Annotated in this window: 20 protein-coding genes; 9 read left to right on the forward strand and 11 right to left on the reverse strand. The window is 60.0% G+C overall.

Annotated elements, in window-relative coordinates:
* Window positions 1–251 precede the first annotated feature (251 nt).
* From BLU01_RS05895 to BLU01_RS05910, 4 genes are read right to left on the reverse strand one after another with little or no spacing between them, the layout of a single operon-like run.
* Window positions 252–869, reverse strand: coding sequence for a TPM domain-containing protein (locus BLU01_RS05895; protein ID WP_092271983.1), 618 nt, complete (start codon window positions 867–869; stop codon window positions 252–254).
* 43 nt (window positions 870–912) lie between these two features.
* Window positions 913–1,668 (reverse strand): TPM domain-containing protein, encoded by a 756-nt coding sequence (locus BLU01_RS28185; RefSeq protein WP_092271986.1) that lies wholly within the window; start codon window positions 1,666–1,668, stop codon window positions 913–915.
* A 33-nt stretch (window positions 1,669–1,701) separates the two neighbouring features.
* On the reverse strand, window positions 1,702–2,679 hold the full coding sequence (locus tag BLU01_RS28190; RefSeq protein ID WP_092271989.1) for a TPM domain-containing protein: 978 nt from the start codon (window positions 2,677–2,679) through the stop codon (window positions 1,702–1,704).
* Window positions 2,679–3,287, reverse strand: coding sequence for a LemA family protein (locus tag BLU01_RS05910; RefSeq protein ID WP_092271992.1), 609 nt, complete (start codon window positions 3,285–3,287; stop codon window positions 2,679–2,681). The genes BLU01_RS28190 and BLU01_RS05910 overlap by 1 nt, the downstream gene beginning before the upstream one ends.
* Window positions 3,288–3,613: 326 nt before the next feature.
* Between BLU01_RS05910 and bglX the strand changes: the two genes are divergently transcribed.
* On the forward strand, window positions 3,614–5,959 hold the full coding sequence (gene bglX, locus BLU01_RS05915; RefSeq protein WP_092271995.1) for a beta-glucosidase BglX: 2,346 nt from the start codon (window positions 3,614–3,616) through the stop codon (window positions 5,957–5,959).
* Window positions 5,960–6,478: 519 nt separating this feature from the next.
* On the opposite strand, the gene BLU01_RS05920 is transcribed toward bglX, so the two are convergent.
* From BLU01_RS05920 to BLU01_RS05940, 5 genes are all read right to left on the reverse strand, one after another.
* A complete protein-coding gene (locus tag BLU01_RS05920; protein ID WP_092271998.1) occupies window positions 6,479–7,636 on the reverse strand; it encodes a phospholipase D-like domain-containing protein in 1,158 nt (385 codons plus the stop codon).
* Between the two features lies 1 nt (window position 7,637).
* Entirely contained in the window at window positions 7,638–8,228 is a 591-nt protein-coding gene (locus BLU01_RS05925) for a YceI family protein (protein WP_092272001.1), read from the reverse strand.
* A 159-nt stretch (window positions 8,229–8,387) separates the two neighbouring features.
* Window positions 8,388–8,723: an amidase gene (locus tag BLU01_RS05930; protein ID WP_092272004.1), complete on the reverse strand. Its 336-nt coding sequence runs from the start codon at window positions 8,721–8,723 to the stop codon at window positions 8,388–8,390.
* Entirely contained in the window at window positions 8,720–9,814 is a 1,095-nt protein-coding gene (locus BLU01_RS05935) for a serine hydrolase domain-containing protein (protein ID WP_092272007.1), read from the reverse strand. The genes BLU01_RS05930 and BLU01_RS05935 overlap by 4 nt, the downstream gene beginning before the upstream one ends.
* Window positions 9,815–9,971: 157 nt before the next feature.
* A complete protein-coding gene (locus BLU01_RS05940) occupies window positions 9,972–10,859 on the reverse strand; it encodes an acyl-CoA dehydrogenase middle domain-containing protein (protein ID WP_092272011.1) in 888 nt (295 codons plus the stop codon).
* A 154-nt stretch (window positions 10,860–11,013) separates the two neighbouring features.
* On the opposite strand from BLU01_RS05940, the gene olsB reads away from it, so the two are divergent.
* Together olsB and BLU01_RS05950 are read left to right on the forward strand one after the other, a co-directional pair.
* A complete protein-coding gene (gene olsB / locus BLU01_RS05945; protein ID WP_092272014.1) occupies window positions 11,014–11,769 on the forward strand; it encodes an L-ornithine N(alpha)-acyltransferase in 756 nt (251 codons plus the stop codon).
* Complete coding sequence (locus BLU01_RS05950; protein ID WP_092272017.1) at window positions 11,769–12,563, forward strand: lysophospholipid acyltransferase family protein; 795 nt, start codon at window positions 11,769–11,771, stop codon at window positions 12,561–12,563. The genes olsB and BLU01_RS05950 overlap by 1 nt, the downstream gene beginning before the upstream one ends.
* A 108-nt stretch (window positions 12,564–12,671) precedes the next feature.
* Here the strand turns inward: BLU01_RS05950 and BLU01_RS05955 are convergent, their stop codons facing one another.
* On the reverse strand, window positions 12,672–13,241 hold the full coding sequence (locus BLU01_RS05955) for an acyl carrier protein phosphodiesterase (RefSeq protein WP_092272020.1): 570 nt from the start codon (window positions 13,239–13,241) through the stop codon (window positions 12,672–12,674).
* Between the two features lie 170 nt (window positions 13,242–13,411).
* On the opposite strand from BLU01_RS05955, the gene BLU01_RS05960 reads away from it, so the two are divergent.
* From BLU01_RS05960 to BLU01_RS27510, 5 genes are all read left to right on the forward strand, one after another.
* Complete coding sequence (locus BLU01_RS05960) at window positions 13,412–13,732, forward strand: ArsR/SmtB family transcription factor (protein WP_092272023.1); 321 nt, start codon at window positions 13,412–13,414, stop codon at window positions 13,730–13,732.
* 3 nt (window positions 13,733–13,735) lie between these two features.
* Window positions 13,736–14,902, forward strand: coding sequence for an MFS transporter (locus BLU01_RS05965; protein ID WP_092272026.1), 1,167 nt, complete (start codon window positions 13,736–13,738; stop codon window positions 14,900–14,902).
* A 73-nt stretch (window positions 14,903–14,975) separates the two neighbouring features.
* Window positions 14,976–16,025: an alkene reductase gene (locus BLU01_RS05970; protein ID WP_092272029.1), complete on the forward strand. Its 1,050-nt coding sequence runs from the start codon at window positions 14,976–14,978 to the stop codon at window positions 16,023–16,025.
* A 203-nt stretch (window positions 16,026–16,228) separates the two neighbouring features.
* Window positions 16,229–16,732: a hypothetical protein gene (locus BLU01_RS05975; protein WP_092272034.1), complete on the forward strand. Its 504-nt coding sequence runs from the start codon at window positions 16,229–16,231 to the stop codon at window positions 16,730–16,732.
* 27 nt (window positions 16,733–16,759) lie between these two features.
* The gene (locus BLU01_RS27510; RefSeq protein WP_101208717.1) at window positions 16,760–17,308 is read left to right on the forward strand and encodes a hypothetical protein; all 549 of its coding nucleotides are present in this window, start codon (window positions 16,760–16,762) and stop codon (window positions 17,306–17,308) included.
* A 186-nt stretch (window positions 17,309–17,494) separates the two neighbouring features.
* On the opposite strand, the gene emhR is transcribed toward BLU01_RS27510, so the two are convergent.
* Window positions 17,495–18,127, reverse strand: coding sequence for an efflux system transcriptional repressor EmhR (emhR, locus tag BLU01_RS05985; RefSeq protein ID WP_092272040.1), 633 nt, complete (start codon window positions 18,125–18,127; stop codon window positions 17,495–17,497).
* A gap of 265 nt (window positions 18,128–18,392) precedes the next feature.
* Between emhR and BLU01_RS05990 the strand changes: the two genes are divergently transcribed.
* Complete coding sequence (locus BLU01_RS05990) at window positions 18,393–19,550, forward strand: efflux RND transporter periplasmic adaptor subunit (protein ID WP_092272043.1); 1,158 nt, start codon at window positions 18,393–18,395, stop codon at window positions 19,548–19,550.
* The last annotated feature ends 3 nt before the right edge of the window (window positions 19,551–19,553 follow it).

Genomic DNA, 19,553 nt, shown 5'->3' on the forward strand with positions numbered 1-19,553 from the left:
AAACGGCCTCGGGCGGAGCGAATCGGGAATGGCGGGTATTTTAGGGGGGATGCGCCGCAAGGGCACGGCTAATTTCCCCAACGGCGTGTTCCTGTAGCAGCTGCCGAGCCTGCGAGGCTGCGTTCGGCTGCGCAGCAGTCGTGGACGGGGCACGCGGTTTTTCTGCAATACCGGGTGTGCGGTTTTACCACTGCTTCGCAGCCGGACGCAGCCTCGCGGGCTCGCCAGCTGCTACAGGGGGTTGGGGGGTGTCAGCGCAACACTACCAAGCGGTTCGGCAGCTCATTCTTCTGCTGCGTCGCCGGCACGTGCACTTTGAGCAATTCGCCGCAGGCCTCGATGCAGGTCACAAAACCCTGCAGCGTCTGGCCCTGTTTCACCTGGCGGGTGAACGCCGCGACAATCACTTCCCAGCTCTGGTTGTCGAGCCGTTTGGAAATCCCCTCGTCCACCAGAATCTCCACATAACGCTCGGCCTCGCTGACAAAAATCAGCACGCCGGTGCTGCCAATGGTGTGGTGCAGGTTCTGCTCCAGAAACTGTCGGCGTGCCAGGTTCGACGCGCGCCAATGACGCACCGAACGCGGGATCAGGCGCGTGGTGATCGCCGGGATCCGGAACAACAGGCACAGCACGATAAAACTCGACCACTGCACCATCAACAACAGGTTGAGCGTCAATGCGCCGGTCAGGTAATGCACGACGCCCGGTACCACCAGGGCCAGCAAACTGGCCCACAGCAGCGGGATATACGTGTAATCGTCGGCGCGGGCCGCGAGCACGGTGACCAGTTCGGCGTCGGTTTCGCGCTCGACCCGGGCAATCGCTTCGGCGACTTTGCGTTGTTCGTGTTCAGTCAGTAATGCCATGGTTATAAATGCCTGTTCCCTGATATTTTTATTGGCCGCATCATCACCAGCCGCCAGACGAACCGCCGCCGCCGAAACTCCCGCCGCCACCGCTGAAGCCTCCGCCGCCACCGCCGCCACCAAATCCGCCACCGCCGAAACCACCACTGGAACCGCCCGAACCACCGCGACCGGCCGGCAAAATGCCGAGCATCTGGCAGATGAACACGGTGACGATGAACAGCATCACCAGGAAGATAAACAGCCCCGGATGGCGCGAGATGAAATCGCTTTCTTCGCTGCCGCTGGACTCATACACCGTCGATGGCTCGTCCAGCGGATTGCCGCCCAGCACCACCAGCATCGCGGCCACGCCGTCGCTGATGCCTTTGCTGAAGTTGCCGGTTTTGAACGCGGGGGTGATCACCTGATTGATGATCACCGAACTCTGCGCGTCGGTCAGCCGATCTTCCAGGCCATAGCCGACTTCGATGCGCAACTTGCGCTCATCACGGGCGACGATCAGCAGCGCGCCGTTGTTCTTGTCCTTCTGCCCGATGCCCCAGGCGCGCCCGAGCTGATAGCCGAAATCGGCAATGTCGGTGCCCTGCAAATCCGCCAGGGTCACCACTACCAGTTGCTCGCCGGTCGAGGCCTCGTGGGCCTGCAACTGCTGCGTCAACTGCTCGCGCACGGTCGGCTCGATCATCTGCGCGTTGTCGACCACCCGCCCGGTCAGCGGCGGAAATTTCAGTTCGGCCTGAGCCGTGACCGCGACCACCCAAAGCACTAACACCAGGGCGTATTTGACGATTCCCATCAGCACCTCTTCCTGAATAATTGAGCCGGCGCGCTACCAACTGCCGGAAGCACCGCCACCGCCAAAACTGCCACCACCACCGCTGAAACTGCTCGAGCTCGAGCTCGAAGTGATCGAATCGATGTCCCGAGGCCCCGAGCTACCGAAACTGAAACTCCAGCTCTTGTCAGGCTTGGGCGTTCTCGCCTCGCGTAGCGCGGCTTCTTTCTTGGCTGCTTTTTTAGCTGCTTTTTCGGCTGCTTTCTCTTCTTTGGACTTCGGCCGAAACGGATCGCCCTCATCGCGCCATGACCAGGCAAACACCGCGAACGGAATGCCGATCAACACGGTAAAGAACAGCACTCGCACTACGCCGAACCAGTCGATGTTTGCCAGCCAGCCCTTGTCCGGGGAGTGATAAACCATCATCCGGTCCGCCGCTGGCCCGAGAAGCCTAACGATCGAGGTCGTCCCGGCGATGATCCCCGACGAATACAGATCATCCTTGAAGTACGGAATGATCGAGTTCTGAATGATCATCGCCGCCGATATGTCGTTGAGCGGCCCTTCAAGTCCGTAGCCGACTTCGATCCGCACCTTGCGATCGTCGCGCGCCACCAACAGCAGCACGCCATTGCTTTTGTCCTTCTGGCCGATGCCCCAATGCCGGCCCAGTTCCACACCAAACTCTTCGATGCTGTAACCGCCGAGGCTGGGCACAGTGACCACGACGACTTGATCGGTGGTCGACTGTTCCAGGCGCTCAAGCATCTGCGTGAGGTACAGCGCGGCCGAAGGTGTAAGCAATTGCGCCGTATCGACGACGCGCCCGGTCAGCTTGGGGAACAGGCTTTGCAGCGCTACGGGCGTCGCGGCGACCGGTGGCGGCTCGACCTGCGAAACGGGTTGCGCCTGAAGCACATTCAACCCGTCCGTGGGCGTTGCAACCTGCGGCTGCGCCATCACGGCGCAGCTGCCTGCCAGCCACAGCGACAGCAGCGCGCCTTGCAGCGCGCGCTGTACGCCACGCATCAGAACTTCACTTGCGGCGCTTTATCGGCATCCGGGCTGGTCGCCTCGAAGGTCTCGCGGATCGGCAAGTCGCTGTACATCACGCTGTGCCACAGACGACCTGGGAAGGTGCGGATTTCAGTGTTGTATTTCTGCACGGCGAGGATGAAGTCGCGGCGCGCCACGGCAATACGGTTTTCCGTGCCTTCAAGTTGCGACTGCAAGGCGAGGAAGTTCTGGTTGGCTTTCAGGTCCGGGTAACGCTCGGACACCACCATCAGACGGCTCAACGCGCCGGTCAGTTGATCCTGCGCCTGCTGGAACTGCTTGAGTTTTTCCGGGTTGTCGAGGGTGCTGGCATCGACCTGGATCGACGTCGCCTTGGCCCGTGCCTCGATCACCGCCGTCAGGGTGTCCTGCTCATGCTTGGCGTAACCCTTGACGGTTTCCACCAGGTTGGGGATCAGGTCGGCGCGCCGTTGATACTGGTTCTGCACCTGGCCCCAGGCGGCTTTGGCCTGTTCATCGAGGGTCGGAATGGTGTTGATGCCGCAGCCGGCCAGCAGCGACGTCAGCAGCATCAGCGCGGCGACGTGCAGGCTCGATCGATAGTTGAGTCGGACATTCATGAAAGTGATGCTCCTGTGTACATTCCATTGAAAAAACATCCAGCGGCGTGAAACCGAGCCATTAAGGCATAATCTGCGGCCACCACTGGATTGCATTGAGCCAATGGGCTAAAAGATGCCCAGCGCGATAAACAGTTCAGAAAAAACTGCAGTTAAAAAAGCAGCTCTGAAAAAAACAGCTCGCAAGTTTGCTGTATTTTCCCGAGCAATGCTCGAACAAGCTCGAACAACAAACGCTTGAGCAACACGAACAACAATAGTCGCTCCCTAATTTTTAGCTGATCGGCGCGTATCCACTGCCGTTTAGGCTTTCGAGAAAATCATTCATGAAGAAGCTGTGTTTGCTGGGCCTGTTCGTCAGCCTGGCCAGTTCTACCCTACTGGCCGCCACGACCCCTGCACCTCTCGATAAATCCACATCTATCGAGAAATCCACACCTCTGGAGAACCGCACATCTCTGGAGAACAAGGACGCCTTCATCACTGACCTGATGAAGCAAATGACCCTCGATGAAAAGATCGGCCAATTGCGCCTGATCAGCATCGGCCCGGAAATGCCGCGCGAGATGATCCGCAAGGAGATCGCCGCCGGCAATATCGGTGGCACGTTCAACTCGATCACCCGCGCCGAAAACCGTCCGATGCAGGACGCGGCGATGCGCAGCCGTCTGAAGATCCCGATGTTTTTTGCTTATGACGTGATCCACGGCCATCGGACGATTTTCCCGATCAGCCTGGCATTGGCGTCGAGCTGGGACATGGACGCGATTGCCCGTTCCGGGCGTATTGCCGCCAAGGAAGCAGCGGCCGACAGCCTCGACATTACGTTTGCGCCGATGGTCGATATCTCCCGCGACCCGCGCTGGGGCCGCACCTCCGAAGGTTTTGGTGAAGACACTTATCTGGTGTCGCGCATTGCCGGAGTGATGGTCAAGGCCTTCCAGGGCCAGGGCGCCAACGCGGCCGACAGCATCATGGCCAGCGTCAAGCATTTCGCCTTGTACGGCGCGGTCGAGGGCGGTCGCGACTACAACATCGTCGACATGAGCCCGGTGAAGATGTATCAGGATTACCTGCCGCCCTACCGCGCCGCGATTGACGCCGGCGCGGGTGGCGTGATGGTCGCGCTGAACTCGATCAACGGCATTCCGGCCACCGCCAACACCTGGTTGATGAACGACCTGTTGCGCAAGGATTGGGGTTTCAAAGGTTTGGCGGTGAGTGACCATGGGGCGATTTTCGAGCTGATCAAGCACGGCGTCGCGCGTGACGGACGCGAAGCGGCGAAGCTGGCGATCAAGGCCGGCATCGACATGAGCATGAACGACACGCTCTACGGCAAAGAGCTGCCGGGGCTGTTGAAGGCCGGCGAAATCGAGCAGAAGGACATCGATAACGCGGTGCGCGAAGTGCTCGCGGCCAAGTACGACATGGGCCTGTTCAAGGACCCGTACCTGCGCATCGGCAAGGCTGAGGACGACCCGGTCGACACTTACGCCGAAAGCCGTTTGCATCGCCCCGAAGCGCGTGATGTCGCGCGCCGCAGTCTGGTGTTGCTGAAGAATCAGAACCAGACATTGCCGCTGCACAAAACCGCGAAAATCGCCTTGGTTGGTCCATTGGCCAAAGCACCGATCGACATGATGGGCAGTTGGGCCGCCGCTGGGCGCCCGGCGCAATCGGTGACCTTGTTTGACGGCATGAACGCGGCGGTCGCCGATAAAGCGACGCTGATTTATGCGCGTGGCGCCAATATCACCGGCGACAAGAAAGTCCTCGATTACCTCAACTTCCTCAACTTCGACGCGCCGGAAGTGGTGGACGATCCGCGTTCGCCTCAGGTGTTGATCGATGAAGCGGTGAAAGCCGCCAAGGATGCCGACGTGGTGGTGGCGGCGGTCGGCGAATCGCGTGGCATGTCGCACGAATCGTCGAGCCGTACCGACCTGAATATCCCGGCCAGTCAGCGTGAACTCATCAAGGCACTGAAAGCCACCGGCAAGCCGTTGGTGCTGGTGTTGATGAACGGCCGGCCGTTGTCGATTCTCGAAGAAAACGAGCAGGCTGACGCGATTCTGGAAACCTGGTTCAGCGGCACTGAAGGTGGCAATGCGATTGCCGACGTGTTGTTCGGCGATTACAACCCGTCGGGCAAACTGCCGATCACCTTCCCGCGTTCGGTCGGGCAGATTCCGACTTATTACAACCACCTGAGCGTTGGCCGGCCATTCACGCCGGGCAAACCGGGCAACTACACTTCGCAGTATTTCGATGACACCACCGGGCCGCTGTATCCGTTCGGTTTTGGTTTGAGCTACACCGATTTCAGCCTGAGCGACATGGCGCTGTCGTCGACCACGCTGAACAAGACCGGCAAGCTCGACGCCAGTGTCATGTTGAAAAACACCGGCAAACGTGACGGCGAAACCGTGGTGCAGCTGTACATTCAGGACGTCACCGGCTCGATGATCCGCCCGGTCAAGGAACTGAAAAACTTCCAGAAAATAATGCTCAAGGCCGGCGAACAGAAAGTCGTGCACTTCACCATTACCGAAGACGACCTGAAGTTCTTCAACGCCCAGCTCAAATACGCCGCCGAACCCGGCAAATTCAACGTGCAAATCGGCCTGGATAGCCAGGACGTGACGCAACAGAGCTTTGAGCTGCTCTAATCCACCACCCGCCACAAAACCTGTGGGAGCGAGCTTGCTCGCGATTTGGCCGACACATTCAGCCTATTTGTTGAATGTTAAACAGCCATCGCGAGCAAGCTTTGCTCCTACGGGGGGCGCTGCCCAATTCTGTGCCCGGCACAAATCCCCTGTGGGAGCCGAGCTTGCTCGCGATGAGGCCGGTACATTCAGCATCTTTGTTGAATGTTAAACCGCCATCGCGAGCAAGCTTTGCTCCTACGGGGGGCGCTGCCCAATTCTGTGCCCGGCACAAATCCCTTGTAGGAGTGAGCCTGCTCGCGATGAGGCCGGTACATTCAGCATCTTCATTGGCTGCCACACCGCCATCGCGAGCAAGCTTTGCTCCTACGGGGGGTGCTGCCAAATTCTGTGCTTGACACAAATCCCCTGTGGGAGCCGAGCTTGCTCGCGATGAGGCCGGTACATTCAACATCTTCTTTGACTGCCACACCGCCATCGCGAGCAAGCTTTGCTCCTACAGCGGATGGGTGTTGGCGGTCAGCCGCGGCGGTCGAGCATGTTGACCACGAGTCGATCGACCCAGCCCCAGATCCTTTGCTTGACCCGGCGCCAGAGCGGGCGGCGTTTCCAGGCTTCGAGGCTGACTTCCTGGCTCAGCGCAAAGTCTTTGTCGAAACTCGCAACCACTGCCGCCGTCAGCGCGGGGTCGAGCGCCTCGAGATTGGCTTCGAGGTTGAAGCGCAGATTCCAGTGGTCGAAGTTGCACGAACCGATGCTCACCCAATCGTCGACCAAGACCATTTTCAGGTGCAGGAAGCACGGCTGATATTCGAAGATTTTCACCCCGGCGCGCAGCAATCGCGGGTAATAACGGTGGCCGGCGTAGCGCACCGACGGGTGATCGGTGCGCGGCCCGGTCAGCAGCAGGCGCACGTCGATGCCGCGCGCCGCCGCTTTGCGTAACGAGCGGCGGACTTTCCAGGTCGGCAGGAAATACGGCGTGGCCAGCCAGATGCGCTTCTGCCCACTGTTCAACGCGCGGAACAGCGATTGCAGAATGTCGCGGTGCTGACGGGCGTCGGCATACGCCACCCGGCCCATGCCCTCGCCCACCGACGGCACGCGCGGCAGACGTGGCAGGCCGAAATGCGCGGCGGGTTTCCAGGCGCGGCGATGGCGGTTGGCGATCCATTGCCGATCGAACAGCAACTGCCAGTCGAGCACCAGCGGGCCGACGATTTCCACCATCACCTCGTGCCACTCGCTGGTGTCTTCGCCCGGCGTCCAGAACTCATCGGTGACGCCCGTGCCGCCCACCACTGCCAAACGCTGATCGACCAACAACAACTTGCGGTGATCGCGATAAAAGTTGCCGACCCAGCGCCGCCAGCTCAGGCGATTGTAAAAACGCAGCTCCACCCCCGCCGCATTCAAGCGCTGACGCAAGTTCAGGGTAAACGCCAGGCTGCCGTAATCATCAAACAGACACCGCACGTGAACCCCACGCTCGGCGGCTTCGACCAACGCCACCACCATGGCCTCGGCGCAGGCACCCGCCTCGACCAGATACAGTTCCAGCTCGACCTGTTCTTCGGCGCGGGCAATCGCCGCCAACATGCGCGGGAAAAACTCCGGGCCATCGACCAGCAACTCAAAGCGATTGCCTTCACGCCAGGGGAATACGGCTCCGGTCATCTCAGCGCGCCGTAAAAATCAGCACCGCACTCACCGGCACCGAGAGACTGATGGCCGACAAACCGGCAACGTTGCGCAAGCCTTCGAGCCCCGGCGCCAGATCAAAATCTGCCGCGTTGATCACCAGCGGCTCCAGCGTCACCACTTGAAAGCGCCGATCATCGAGGCGAGTCGCGAGCAACTCGGCGTTGTATTCGTGTTGCTTGCCGCGAAGGTTGACGGTCACCGGCAAACGCAATTCCAGCTGCGCGCCGGGCGCCAGATCGTTGATCGGGCGCAGATCGATTTGCGCGCTGATCAGCGCTTCGGGGAAGTTCTTGATGTCGAACAGGTCCTTGCGCATGCGTTCGTCACGCAACGGAATGCCGCTGTTCACCGATTCCATCTCGACTTCGACCTGCGCCAGCCCTTTGGGATCGACCTTGCCGTGCAGCACCAGGAAGCGCTGCACTTCGGAAATATTGGCGTTCTTGGTGCTGATGAACGACAGCCGCGACGACTCGCCGTCCAGATACCAATCCGCACGCGCCGCCAGCGAGGCAGCGGCCAGCAGCATAAAAGTGAGGGTTTTGCAGAGGGAACGGTTGAACATAAAGACCCGTGGGGCAGATAAACCTGAGCGAACCTTAACCGGGCGTGGACGCGTTGCAAACCTCGAAGATGAAAAGAGTGTGGGAGCAAGGCTTGCCCGCGATGGCGCCCCTGAAATGTCCTCGCGGCCAAGCCTTGCTCCCACCGAAGCGCGCCGCCCTCAAGGTTGCAAGCGGCAGCCTTGGCGCTCGCCGGTCCACTGCGCGCTGTTGCTGCGCCCCATGCCGCTGACGGTCACGCGTCTGGCCGCCTCATCATCGACAAAACCACTGAACGGCAGCCACTGCTTCACATAACCCCGGCAATACCCGGCGTCATTGTTCATCACATAGCGGCACGAGCAATATTCCTTGGCGGTGTAGGCGCTGATGATGTCCGGGAACGCCCACAGCGCCACCCGCTCGTGCCAGATCCAGCCCGACAGCAACGTCAGCAGCAACATCAGCAGCAACAGAAAAAAACTGCTGAATGGACGACGCCGGACAAACCCGCTCATGGCTGCACCTTCGCCGCGAACGCGTCAAGCGCGAGTTTCAGCAACTCGTTATGCCGATACGTGCCGTCGCGATCATCGCCATAACGCACGATCACCAATTGTTCACTGGGAATCACGTAAAGCGCCTGCCCCCAATGCCCCAACGCGGCGAAGGTATCGGCGGGCGCGTCGGGCCACGGTCGCGCCGCGCCGTCGACTTCGCGATTGAGCCACCAATGGCCGCCGGGCACCGCTTCATCCTGACTGGCGCGATATCCGGCAAAGGGTTGCAGATTGAAAGCGACCCAATCCCTGGGCAGCAATTGCCGATCGTGCCAGCGCCCGTCACGCGCCATCAGCAGCCCGATCCGCGCCAGATCCCGCGCGGTCAGGTAGGCATAGGAAGAAGCAACAAATGTCCCAGTGGCATCGCGCTCCCACACCGCATGGCGAATGCCCAGCGGCGCGAACAGCGCGGTCCACGGATAGTCCGCATACCGGCTCGGCCCGACCATGCTTTTCAGCGCGGCCGCGAGCAGGTTGCTGTCGCCACTGGAATAACGAAACGCCTGCCCCGGCGGAGCAAAGCTGTCGTGCGCAGCGGTGAATGCGGCCATGTCGGCATGACCGCGGGTGTAAAGCATGGCAACCACCGAAGACTTCAGCGGCGCGTATTCGTAGTCTTCCTGCCAGTCCAGGCCGGAGGCCCAGTGCAGCAAGTCGGCCAGGGTGATCGCCGGGTGGTTGTTCAGCGCGGGGTAGAACTTCACCGCCGGGTCTTGCAACGCGAACAAACCCTCGCCATACGCCACGCCCAACACCGTGGCCATCAGGCTTTTGCTGATCGACCAGGTCAGGTGCGGCGTGTCGGCGGTGGTCGCGCCGGCATAGCGTTCGTAGATCAATTGGCCGTCGCGGATCACCAGCAAGGCGTCGGTGCGCACGCCGGTTCGGGTGGCGTCATCGCGAGGCGCGAAGGCGTAGGATTCCAAAGCTTGAAGTGCCGGGCCGGTGATTTGCGCGCCGGTGGACCACTGCTCGGCGGGCCAGTTTTCGGCGAGGGCCGGGGTGCTGAGCAGGAGGATGAAAAGCAGCGGCAAGCCTTTGAACATGGCGATGGCTCGGGGAAAGAATCTGCTGAGCCTAGTTGAGGTTGGTTACAGTTCTGAATGTGTGTTTTCGATAAGGACGCCTTCGCGGGCAAGCCTCGCTCCTACAGGGACTATGCATTGCCATTGCAGGAGCGAGGCTTGCCCGCGAAGAGGCCATTCAGTCCAACACAAATTCAGTCAACGCTTTGGCCAAGCGCTTCGACCGCGCCCCCGCCGCCAGATCCATGACCGCTTGATCGCGCTGCCACATCGCCGCCCACTCTGCCGGGCCGCTGGCCATCGCTTGGTTGATCTCATTTTTGAGCGCATCAAACTGCGCAAACAACCCACCCAGCAGTACATGCGTCGCCGCACTGCTCGGCGCTTGCCGGCTGACCTCGGCGCAGCCGGCGAGCAGCGCCAGCAAACGCAAACGCAGGTGTTGCGGCCAGTCGCTGTCCTGACCGACGCCATACAGCCAGGCACTCAACGCGCTCAGCACATAGATGTCTTCCAACGTGCGGAACGGTTTGACGTAAGCGTCCCAGCCATCGCCGGCGAGCAATTCACACACCGCGTTGTCGAGAAATACCCGGCCGTGGCTGATATCTGGCATCAGCGCGATGGCCGGCAGTTTTTCCAGCCGCACGCCCGGTTCGCCGGGATAAACCACCGCCAAACTCAAGCGCGGCACTTCGCCGGATTTTTCGCTGCGCGCGGCGATCAGCAACCAGTCGGCGGCATCGCCTGCGGTGACAAAATCCTTGCGGCCATCAAGGCGCAGATCGCTGAGCCGGGTTTGCATGTCTGCCGGGCGCAGGCTGCGCTGTTCGGTCGCGCACAAGGCGCCGAGGCTGGGCGGCGCGCTCGGCCAGAGCATGCGCAGCGCCGCTTGATAACCGACCAGAAACGCCAGCCCCGGCGTCGCCATCAATCGCCCGCCGGCGACGGCCAATTCAAACGCAGTGACCGCGCCCAACTGTTGCAGCAAGCTCGAAAAACCTTCGGCCAGATCGGCATTGGCGGGCAAGCGTTCGCGACCATTCAACAGGGTTTGCCAAGGCATCAGAGGCTCCTCGTGGGCTGTCATATAAGCATCACCAAAGCTTCATGGCGATGACACCGGGGCTACATAGCCTGACTTTGCACAACACGGCTGCATAAAGAAAGTCGATCGGCTGCAACCCACGACGGGTGAACGGCCCGTACGGAGATTCGCAATGACTCAGATCGCCCGCATCAGCGACACCGGCAATGAACGCCGCCTGCAAGCCGAACGCCTGATCGGCAGCGAGGCCTTGCAGGAAGCCCAGGCCTTGCGTTTCAACGTATTCAGCGGCGAGTTCAACGCCAAACTGAAAGGCGCCGAACGCGGTCTGGACATGGATGATTATGATGTTCACTGCGCCCACATCGGCGTGCGTGATTTGAACAGCGGCCGTTTGGTCGCGACCACCCGATTGCTCGATCACACCGCCGCCAGCAGCCTCGGCAAGTTCTACAGCGAAGAAGAATTCAGCTTGCACGGGCTGGTGCATCTCAAAGGCCCGATCCTCGAAATCGGCCGTACTTGCGTCGATCCGGCTTACCGCAATGGCGGCACCATCGCCGTGCTCTGGGGCGAATTGGCCGAAGTCCTCAATCAGGGCGGCTACAGCTATTTGATGGGCTGCGCGAGCATTCCGATGCAGGACGGCGGGATTCAGGCGCACGCGATCATGCAGCGTTTGCGCGAACGTTATCTGTGCACCGAACACCTGCGCGCCGAGCCGAAAAAACCGCTGCCGACGCTGGATATTCCTTCCAACGTCATTGCCGAAATGCCGCCGCTGCTCAAGGCCTACATGCGCCTCGGCGCGAAGATCTGCGGCGAGCCGTGCTGGGACGAAGATTTCCAGGTCGCCGACGTGTTCATCCTGCTCAAGCGCGACGAACTCTGCCCGCGCTACGCCCGTCACTTCAAGGCAGCCATGTAATGGGCCGCCTGCGGGTGTACGCGCGAATTGCGCGAGTGCTGTTGGTGGTGGCGCTGGGGTTGACCATGGCCAGCGTGTTCGGGCTGTTCGAACGCGCCGGGATTGCGCATTCGATGGTTCGGCGCCAGCGCTGGTCGCGGTTTTTCATGAGGCGCCTGAGCAATGCCCTGCCCTTTCGCGTGACGGTGCACGGCGAGTTGCCGCAAGCGCCGATGCTGTGGGTCAGCAATCATGTGTCGTGGACTGACATTCCGTTGCTCGGGATGATCACGCCGCTGTCGTTTCTGTCGAAAGCCGAAGTGCGCACCTGGCCCGTCGCCGGGTGGCTGGCGGCCAAGGCTGGCAGCCTGTTTATCCGCCGCGGTGCGGGCGACAGCCAGTTGATTCGCAAACAGATGACCCGTCACCTGCAACAGGCGCATCCGCTGCTGATGTTCCCGGAAGGCACCACCACTGACGGCCGCTCGTTGCGTACTTTCCATGGCCGCTTGCTGTCAGCGGCGATTGACGCCGAAGTGCCGATGCAACCGGTGGCGATTCGTTACCTGCGCGACGGCGAGATCGATCGGCTGGCGCCGTTTATTGGCGACGATGATTTGCTTTCGCACCTGATGCGTCTGTTTGCCAATGATCAGGGCGAAGTGGAGATTCACTTGCTCAAGCCGATTGCCTGCGAAGGACGTGAACGCGCGGCGCTGGCGTTTGAAGCGCAACAAGCGGTGCAGAAGGTTCTGTTTGGCGAAGTGGCGAAACCTGCCGAACCGCGGCGCGCCGGCGTACTTATCGCCGCGTAATGCTTTTTGTAGGAGCGAGGCTTGCCCGCGAAGGGAATGCCGCGGTGTAACTGATACACCGCGTCATCGTTCTTCGCGGGCAAGCCTCGCTCCTACAGGTAATGCGTATTAGCGGTTATTGGCGAAATCCTGGAGCTGCGGATAGAACAACCGGAAATCCTCGCTCAACGGTTCATACAACACGCGCAATTCCTGCATCGCCCCGGCCAGCTCTTCCGGTTTGCTCAAGCGCCGCGAAATCCCGCGCAGCACCTGCGACAACACTTCGAACTCCTCGTAAGAACCCAACCAATCATTGGCCACCATGTGCGGCGCGATCTGCGCCAGGCGTTCGGGCAGTTGCGGCTCGCTGGACAACACCTGGTAAACGCCCGAGGTGAATTGTGCCAGCGGTTGATCGGCGTACAGCCTCCAGTCCCGCGCCAGGCAATGATCGAAAAACACGTCGAGGACGATTCCGGCATAACGCCGACGGGTTACGGAAAATCGTGACAGGGCGATGTCCACCAACGGATGCCGGTCGGTGAAAACATCGATGCGCCGATGCAAGTGAATCGCTGCTTCGATCTCCGGTGGGTAATGCCCTTGCAGCCGGCCCTTGACGAAATCGCCGTAGAGGCTGCCGAGCAGTTGACCGGGGCGCTGGCCACCGAGGTGCAGATGTGCGAGATAGTTCATGGGCGCAGCTTAGCACTGCGGCTTTACTTCAGAACATCCGACGTATCGTTATAACCCGATATACCGATTTAATTGATCGTAAGATCGAAATCATATTGGTATATCGGGATATGACGATCTAAAGTTCGCCTCATCGCGATATAGCGTTTTACTCATCACGAGCCCACACCATGACCCTTGACCTCGACGAAATAATAAAAGCCCTGGCACACCCAGTACGCCGAGACATTCTCATCTGGCTGAAAGACCCCAAGGTGCAGTTCCCCGAACAGTTGCACAACCACGAATACGGCATTTGCGCCGGGCAGATCGACCAGCGCTGCGGCCTGTCGCAGTCGACCGTGTCGGCACATTTGGCGACGTTGCAACGCGCCGGGCTGATCAGCAGCCAGAAAGCCGGTCAATGGCACTTCTTCAAACGCAACGAGGACGTGATTCAAGCGGCCCTCGACGCCATCGTCAAAGAGCTCAGCGCTCCGACAAGGAAATAATCAATGCCCCTCTCGCTACTCATTCTGGCCCTCAGCGCCTTCGCTATCGGCACCACCGAGTTTGTCATCATGGGCTTGTTGCCCGATGTTGCAGCTGACCTCGGTGTGTCGATTCCTGGCGCCGGTTGGCTGGTAACCGGTTACGCCCTCGGTGTCGCCATCGGTGCGCCGTTCATGGCGCTGGCCACTGCGCGCCTGCCGCGCAAAGCCGCTTTGGTAGCGTTGATGGGGATTTTCATCGTCGGCAACCTGCTCTGCGCGATGGCCAGTGACTACAACGTGCTGATGTTTGCCCGGGTGGTCACTGCGCTGTGCCACGGTGCGTTCTTCGGCATCGGTTCGGTGGTGGCGGCAGGCCTGGTGCCGGCCAACAAACGTGCCTCGGCAGTCGCGCTGATGTTCACCGGCCTGACCCTGGCCAACGTCCTCGGCGTACCGCTGGGCACCGCGCTGGGTCAGGAAGCCGGCTGGCGTTCGACCTTCTGGGCGGTGACCGTGATCGGCGTGATTGCGCTGATCGGCCTGATCCGCTTCCTCCCGGCCAAGCGCGATGAAGAGAAACTCGACATGCGCGCCGAACTGCGCGCCCTCAAAGGCGCCGGTATCTGGCTGTCGTTGAGCATGACCGCGCTGTTCGCCGCGTCGATGTTCACCCTCTTCACCTACGTCGCACCGCTGCTCGGCGACGTCACCGGCGTCTCGCCCAAAGGCGTGACCTGGACCCTGCTGCTGATCGGCCTCGGCCTGACCGTCGGCAATATCATCGGCGGCAAACTGGCGGACAAACGCCTGGGCGCCACGCTGATCGGCGTCTTCATCTCGATGGCCGTGGTCTCCACAGTGCTGACCTGGACCAGCGTCGCGCTGATCCCGACCGAAATCACTTTGTTCCTCTGGGCCACCGCCTCGTTTGCTGCGGTACCGGCGCTGCAGATCAACGTGGTGACCTTCGGCAAAGCCGCGCCCAACCTGGTTTCCACGCTGAACATCGGCGCGTTCAACGTCGGCAACGCCCTCGGCGCCTGGGTCGGCGGCAGCGTCATCGCCCACGGCTTTGGCCTGACCAGCGTGCCCCTCGCCGCTGCCGCACTGGCGGTGCTGGCCTTGCTGGTGACGCTGATCACCTTCCGTCAGGGCGCCAACCCCGACCTGGCGCCGGCGACCAACTGAGTTTCCTCAACTGATTTGTACTGAAGCGATTTTTATTAACTGATTTTTACTGAACTGATTTGGAGAGCTTTCCATGACGACAATTTTTGATCCGATCAAACTGGGCGACGTCGAGTTGGCCAACCGCATCATCATGGCGCCGCTGACCCGCTGCCGCGCCGACGAAGGCCGCGTGCCGAACGCGCTGATGGCCGAATACTACGTGCAGCGCGCCTCCGCCGGGCTGATCCTCAGCGAAGCCACCTCGGTGACGCCGATGGGCGTCGGCTACCCGGACACCCCGGGCATCTGGTCCAACGACCAGGTGCGTGGCTGGGCCAACGTGACCAAAGCCATCCACGGCGCGGGCGGCAAGATTTTCCTGCAACTGTGGCACGTCGGCCGGGTTTCCCACCCGTCGTACCTGAACGGCGAAGCCCCAGTGGCCCCGAGCGCGATCCAGCCAAAAGGTCACGTCAGCCTGGTACGCCCGATGGCCGATTACCCAACACCGCGCGCGCTGGAAATCGCCGAAATCGCGGACGTTGTTGACGCTTACCGCGTCGGTGCCGAAAACGCCAAAGCTGCCGGTTTTGACGGCGTGGAAATCCACGGCGCCAACGGTTACCTGCTCGACCAGTTCCTGCAAAGCAGCACCAACCAGCGCACCGACGAGTACGGCGGCTCCCTGGAAAACCGTGCGCGCCTGCTGCTCGAAGTGACTGACGCGGCGATCGAAGTCTGGGGCGCCGGCCGCGTTGGTGTGCACTTGGCACCGCGCGCCGACTCGCATGACATGGGCGACGACAACTTGTCCGAAACCTTCACCTACGTCGCTCGCGAACTCGGCAAGCGTGGCATCGCGTTCATCTGCTCGCGTGAGAAAGAAGGCGCTGACAGCCTCGGCCCACAACTGAAAGAAGCTTTCGGCGGCCCGTACATCGCCAACGAACGCTTCACCAAGGACAGCGCCAACGCGTGGCTGGCCGCGGGCAAGGCCGATGCGGTCGCCTTCGGCGTGCCGTTCATTGCCAACCCGGACCTGCCGGCGCGTTTGAAAGCAGATGCGCCGTTGAATGAGCCGCGCCCGGAACTGTTTTATGCCAAGGGCCCAGTTGGTTATATCGACTACCCGACGCTCTAACGTTACAGCGCGACAAACAAAAGCCACGACTCATTAGAGTTGTGGCTTTTTTATGGGCGCCTGAAAAGTCACACCCAACTACTCGATGAAATAACCAATAACAACTTGCCTCAGCATTAAATAGTGCTCAGCGATTCTTTCATGTTAAAAAGCAAACAGGCGCCCAACCCACTTATATAATCTCTGAACACAGCGAATAACTTATGATCAGCAAAACCAAACTAATCACCGCTATTGCACTCGGAACACTTGCACATGTTTCACTCGCGGCTGATGGCTCACCCCGGACCCTTCATTATGTAGATGACAACACCACGACTATTAACCTGTACATCACCAATCGCACCGGCGATACAGCAGAGCTGATCGAGGCGCATGGTCGCGAGGTCGATCCCGAACAGAACCCAGTAGTCAGCGCCAACCAAACGCTCAACTTCACCAGCGAGAACCCTTTCCACTTCAGCACATTTCTCCAACCGCTCATTACCCTCACTGCAACGTATACCTACGCCGCTGGCGATAAGGTCTGCGAATTCACCACGTGGACCAAAGCCAAATACGAACACGGCGGTAACGATGGCATCCGCACTCACTTTGCCGGCACTGCACGCTCTGTTGGCGAAGAAGAGGCAGACTGTTCAACGTTGATTCATGCCGTTGATAGAACTTCTCTCTACAGCTCGGCTGTTGAATTCTTCATCCAATAATCCCGCCAACTACAAGGACGTAAAACAATGAAACTATCTGGCATTCGCGGCTGTGCAGCTCTGCTTACTTTACTTGCAACAAATTCCGTAATGGCAGCACCCGGCAACCCGGTGGTTGACATCAACATCGTCAACGAAACTTACGGCACACTAAAACTGATCAGTTATACAAGTAACGATGGCCAACCCCAACGACCATTAACGGCCTACAATGTCGGTCCCGGTACAACCGAGCGAATGAAGATCCAGGGAGACTGGGATTTTTCTTTTCGCAACTCGCGATTTGTCGGTTTGAAAAATCGCGGTCCGATGACAACTACGTTGACCTATGAAACGCATGATGGGTTGCGTTGCACCGTCAGCACTCGATTGAGCGTGACGCAGCCAGGTTTCGAACTGATTAGTTTCCTGGAGCCGGACTTGATCGCCAAGCGAACTTATACTGTGCGATCTTCAGGCGTGACTGACGGCGAGAATCGCTGCCAGCTCAACGCATCGACCATGGGCAAGGCGCCCTTCAGCTACAGCCTTGAATTGGTCATAGGCACGAATGACTCGCGCCGCAGGGAATTCTGAGTCTGCATAGACGCTTTTCACGGTTCTTCACTGAAGCGAAACAAATTTCCTACAAAATTCGCTGGCGATTGCCTGTGAAGCAGGCCGCCAGACGTATATAAATGCACACCACTGCCACACTGTGCGGCGAGGAGACATTCCTCGTCCGCCGTGATCGTGGACACAGCGGGTTTTATTGCGCTTTTTTCATTTGCGCAGGCTGGGGCTCAAGCGCAGCATGTCCAATCCTGTATCGACCCAACGCTCGGCCTCGGCCGCCAGCTCGAAGCTGTCGGGCGCCAGCAGCCACTGATAGAGGATGCCGTCGATGTAGGCATGCAGGCTGACCGCCGCGCGGACCGTGTCGAGGTCTTCGGGCAACTGTCCGCGATTCACCGCGTTGGTCAATGCCAGCGCGATTCGTACGTTGCAGTCGAGGCTGACCGCCCGCCGCTGTTGGCGCAGATCACACATTTCATCGGTGAATTCGCACTTATGAAACAAAATCTCATTGATGCGTCGGGTCTTCGGGTCCAGAGCAACTTGCTGAAACAAATGAATCAGCAGCTTGCGCATCCAGCCCAACGGATCGAGTTCGTCCTCGCTTTCACTGGCCCGGGCCATTTCATCCAGCGGCTCCTGCAAGGTATTGAGCATGGCCTGCACCAGGTCCGCCTTGTTGCTGAAATGCCAATAGATGGCCCCGCGCGTCACGCCGGCCAGCGAGGCAATATCGGCCAGCGTCGTGCGCGCCACGCCCCTTTCAAAAAAGGCTTTCTCGGCCGCTTCGAGTATCTGGCTCCGGGTTTCCTGAGCTTCCTCTTTGGTACGACGAACCATGGCAGTACAACCTCAATCAGGATGCCTCAGCGATGCCTGAACACGCGCTGAATAAAAGTGGGGCAAGCGCTCTTGGGCGTCGTCCCCGGCCTACAATTCCAACCCTTGAACGGCTTTTGTAGCGATGAGGATACGCAGCCAGGGTGTTTACAAACAACCATGAACGTAAGTATATTGCTTAGCAAGCTACTTATCCACTCAGCGCACATTTTTTACCCTTCCACATTTCTGGTGCGTGTCTTGCGCGCCTGACCCGAGGATCTTCATGCAATTCAAGCCAGCTGTTACCGCTCTGGTCACTGCCGTCGCCCTGGCATCGCTGCTCAGCGGATGTAAAAAGGAAGAGGCACCGCCTGCCCCTCCCGCCCCTCAGGTCGGCGTCGTCACCTTGAAAGCTCAAGCCTTTACCCTGACATCAGAACTTCCGGGGCGTACCAGCGCGTACCGCGTCGCCGAAGTTCGTCCACAGGTCAATGGCATCATCCTCAAGCGTCTGTTCAAGGAAGGGGCAGACGTCAAGGCTGGCCAGCAGCTGTATCAGATCGATCCGTCGGTCTATGAAGCGACGCTGAAAAGCGCTCAGGCCAATCTGCAGCAGACCAAATCGATCTCCGATCGCTATCAGCAGTTGGTGAAGGAACAAGCGGTCAGCCGCCAGGAATTCGACACCGCCCAGGCCAATCGCCTGCAATCGGAAGCGACCCTGCAAACGGCCCAGATCAACGTGCGCTACACCAAGGTCTACGCGCCGATCTCCGGGCGCATCGGCCGCTCTTCGGTGACCGAAGGCGCGCTGGTCACCAATGGCCAGACCGATGCGATGGCGGTGATCCAGCAACTCGACCCGATCTACGTCGACGTCACCCAATCCTCGGTCGAGCTGCTTGAGCTGCGCCGCGAACTGGAAAGCGGGCGCCTGCAAAAGTCTGGCGACAACTCGGCAGCGGTCAAACTGACCCTCGAGGATGGCAGCGAATATTCGCAGCCGGGCAAACTCGAGTTCTCCGAAGTCTCGGTTGACCAGACCACCGGTTCCGTCACTTTGCGTGCAGTGTTCCCGAACCCGGATCACACGCTGCTGCCAGGCATGTTCGTGCACGCCCAGTTGCAGGCCGGCGTCAACGCCGCAGCGATTCTGGCGCCACAGCAAGGCGTGACCCGCGACCTCAAAGGCACGCCGACCGCGATGGTCGTCGGTGCCGACAACAAGGTCGAGCTGCGCCAACTCAAGGCCAGCCGTACCGTGGGCACCCAGTGGCTGATCGAAGATGGCCTCAAGGAAGGCGATCGACTGATCACCGAAGGGCTGCAATACGTCAAACCTGGCGTCGAAGTTAAAGTCAGTGAAGCGACTAACGTTGGCGCGAAGAACCCGGCCCCCGCACAGGCAGCTGATAAGGCTTCCAGCGGCAAAGGGGAGTAAACC

Source organism: Pseudomonas prosekii (assembly GCF_900105155.1).
GTDB lineage: Bacteria > Pseudomonadota > Gammaproteobacteria > Pseudomonadales > Pseudomonadaceae > Aquipseudomonas > Aquipseudomonas prosekii.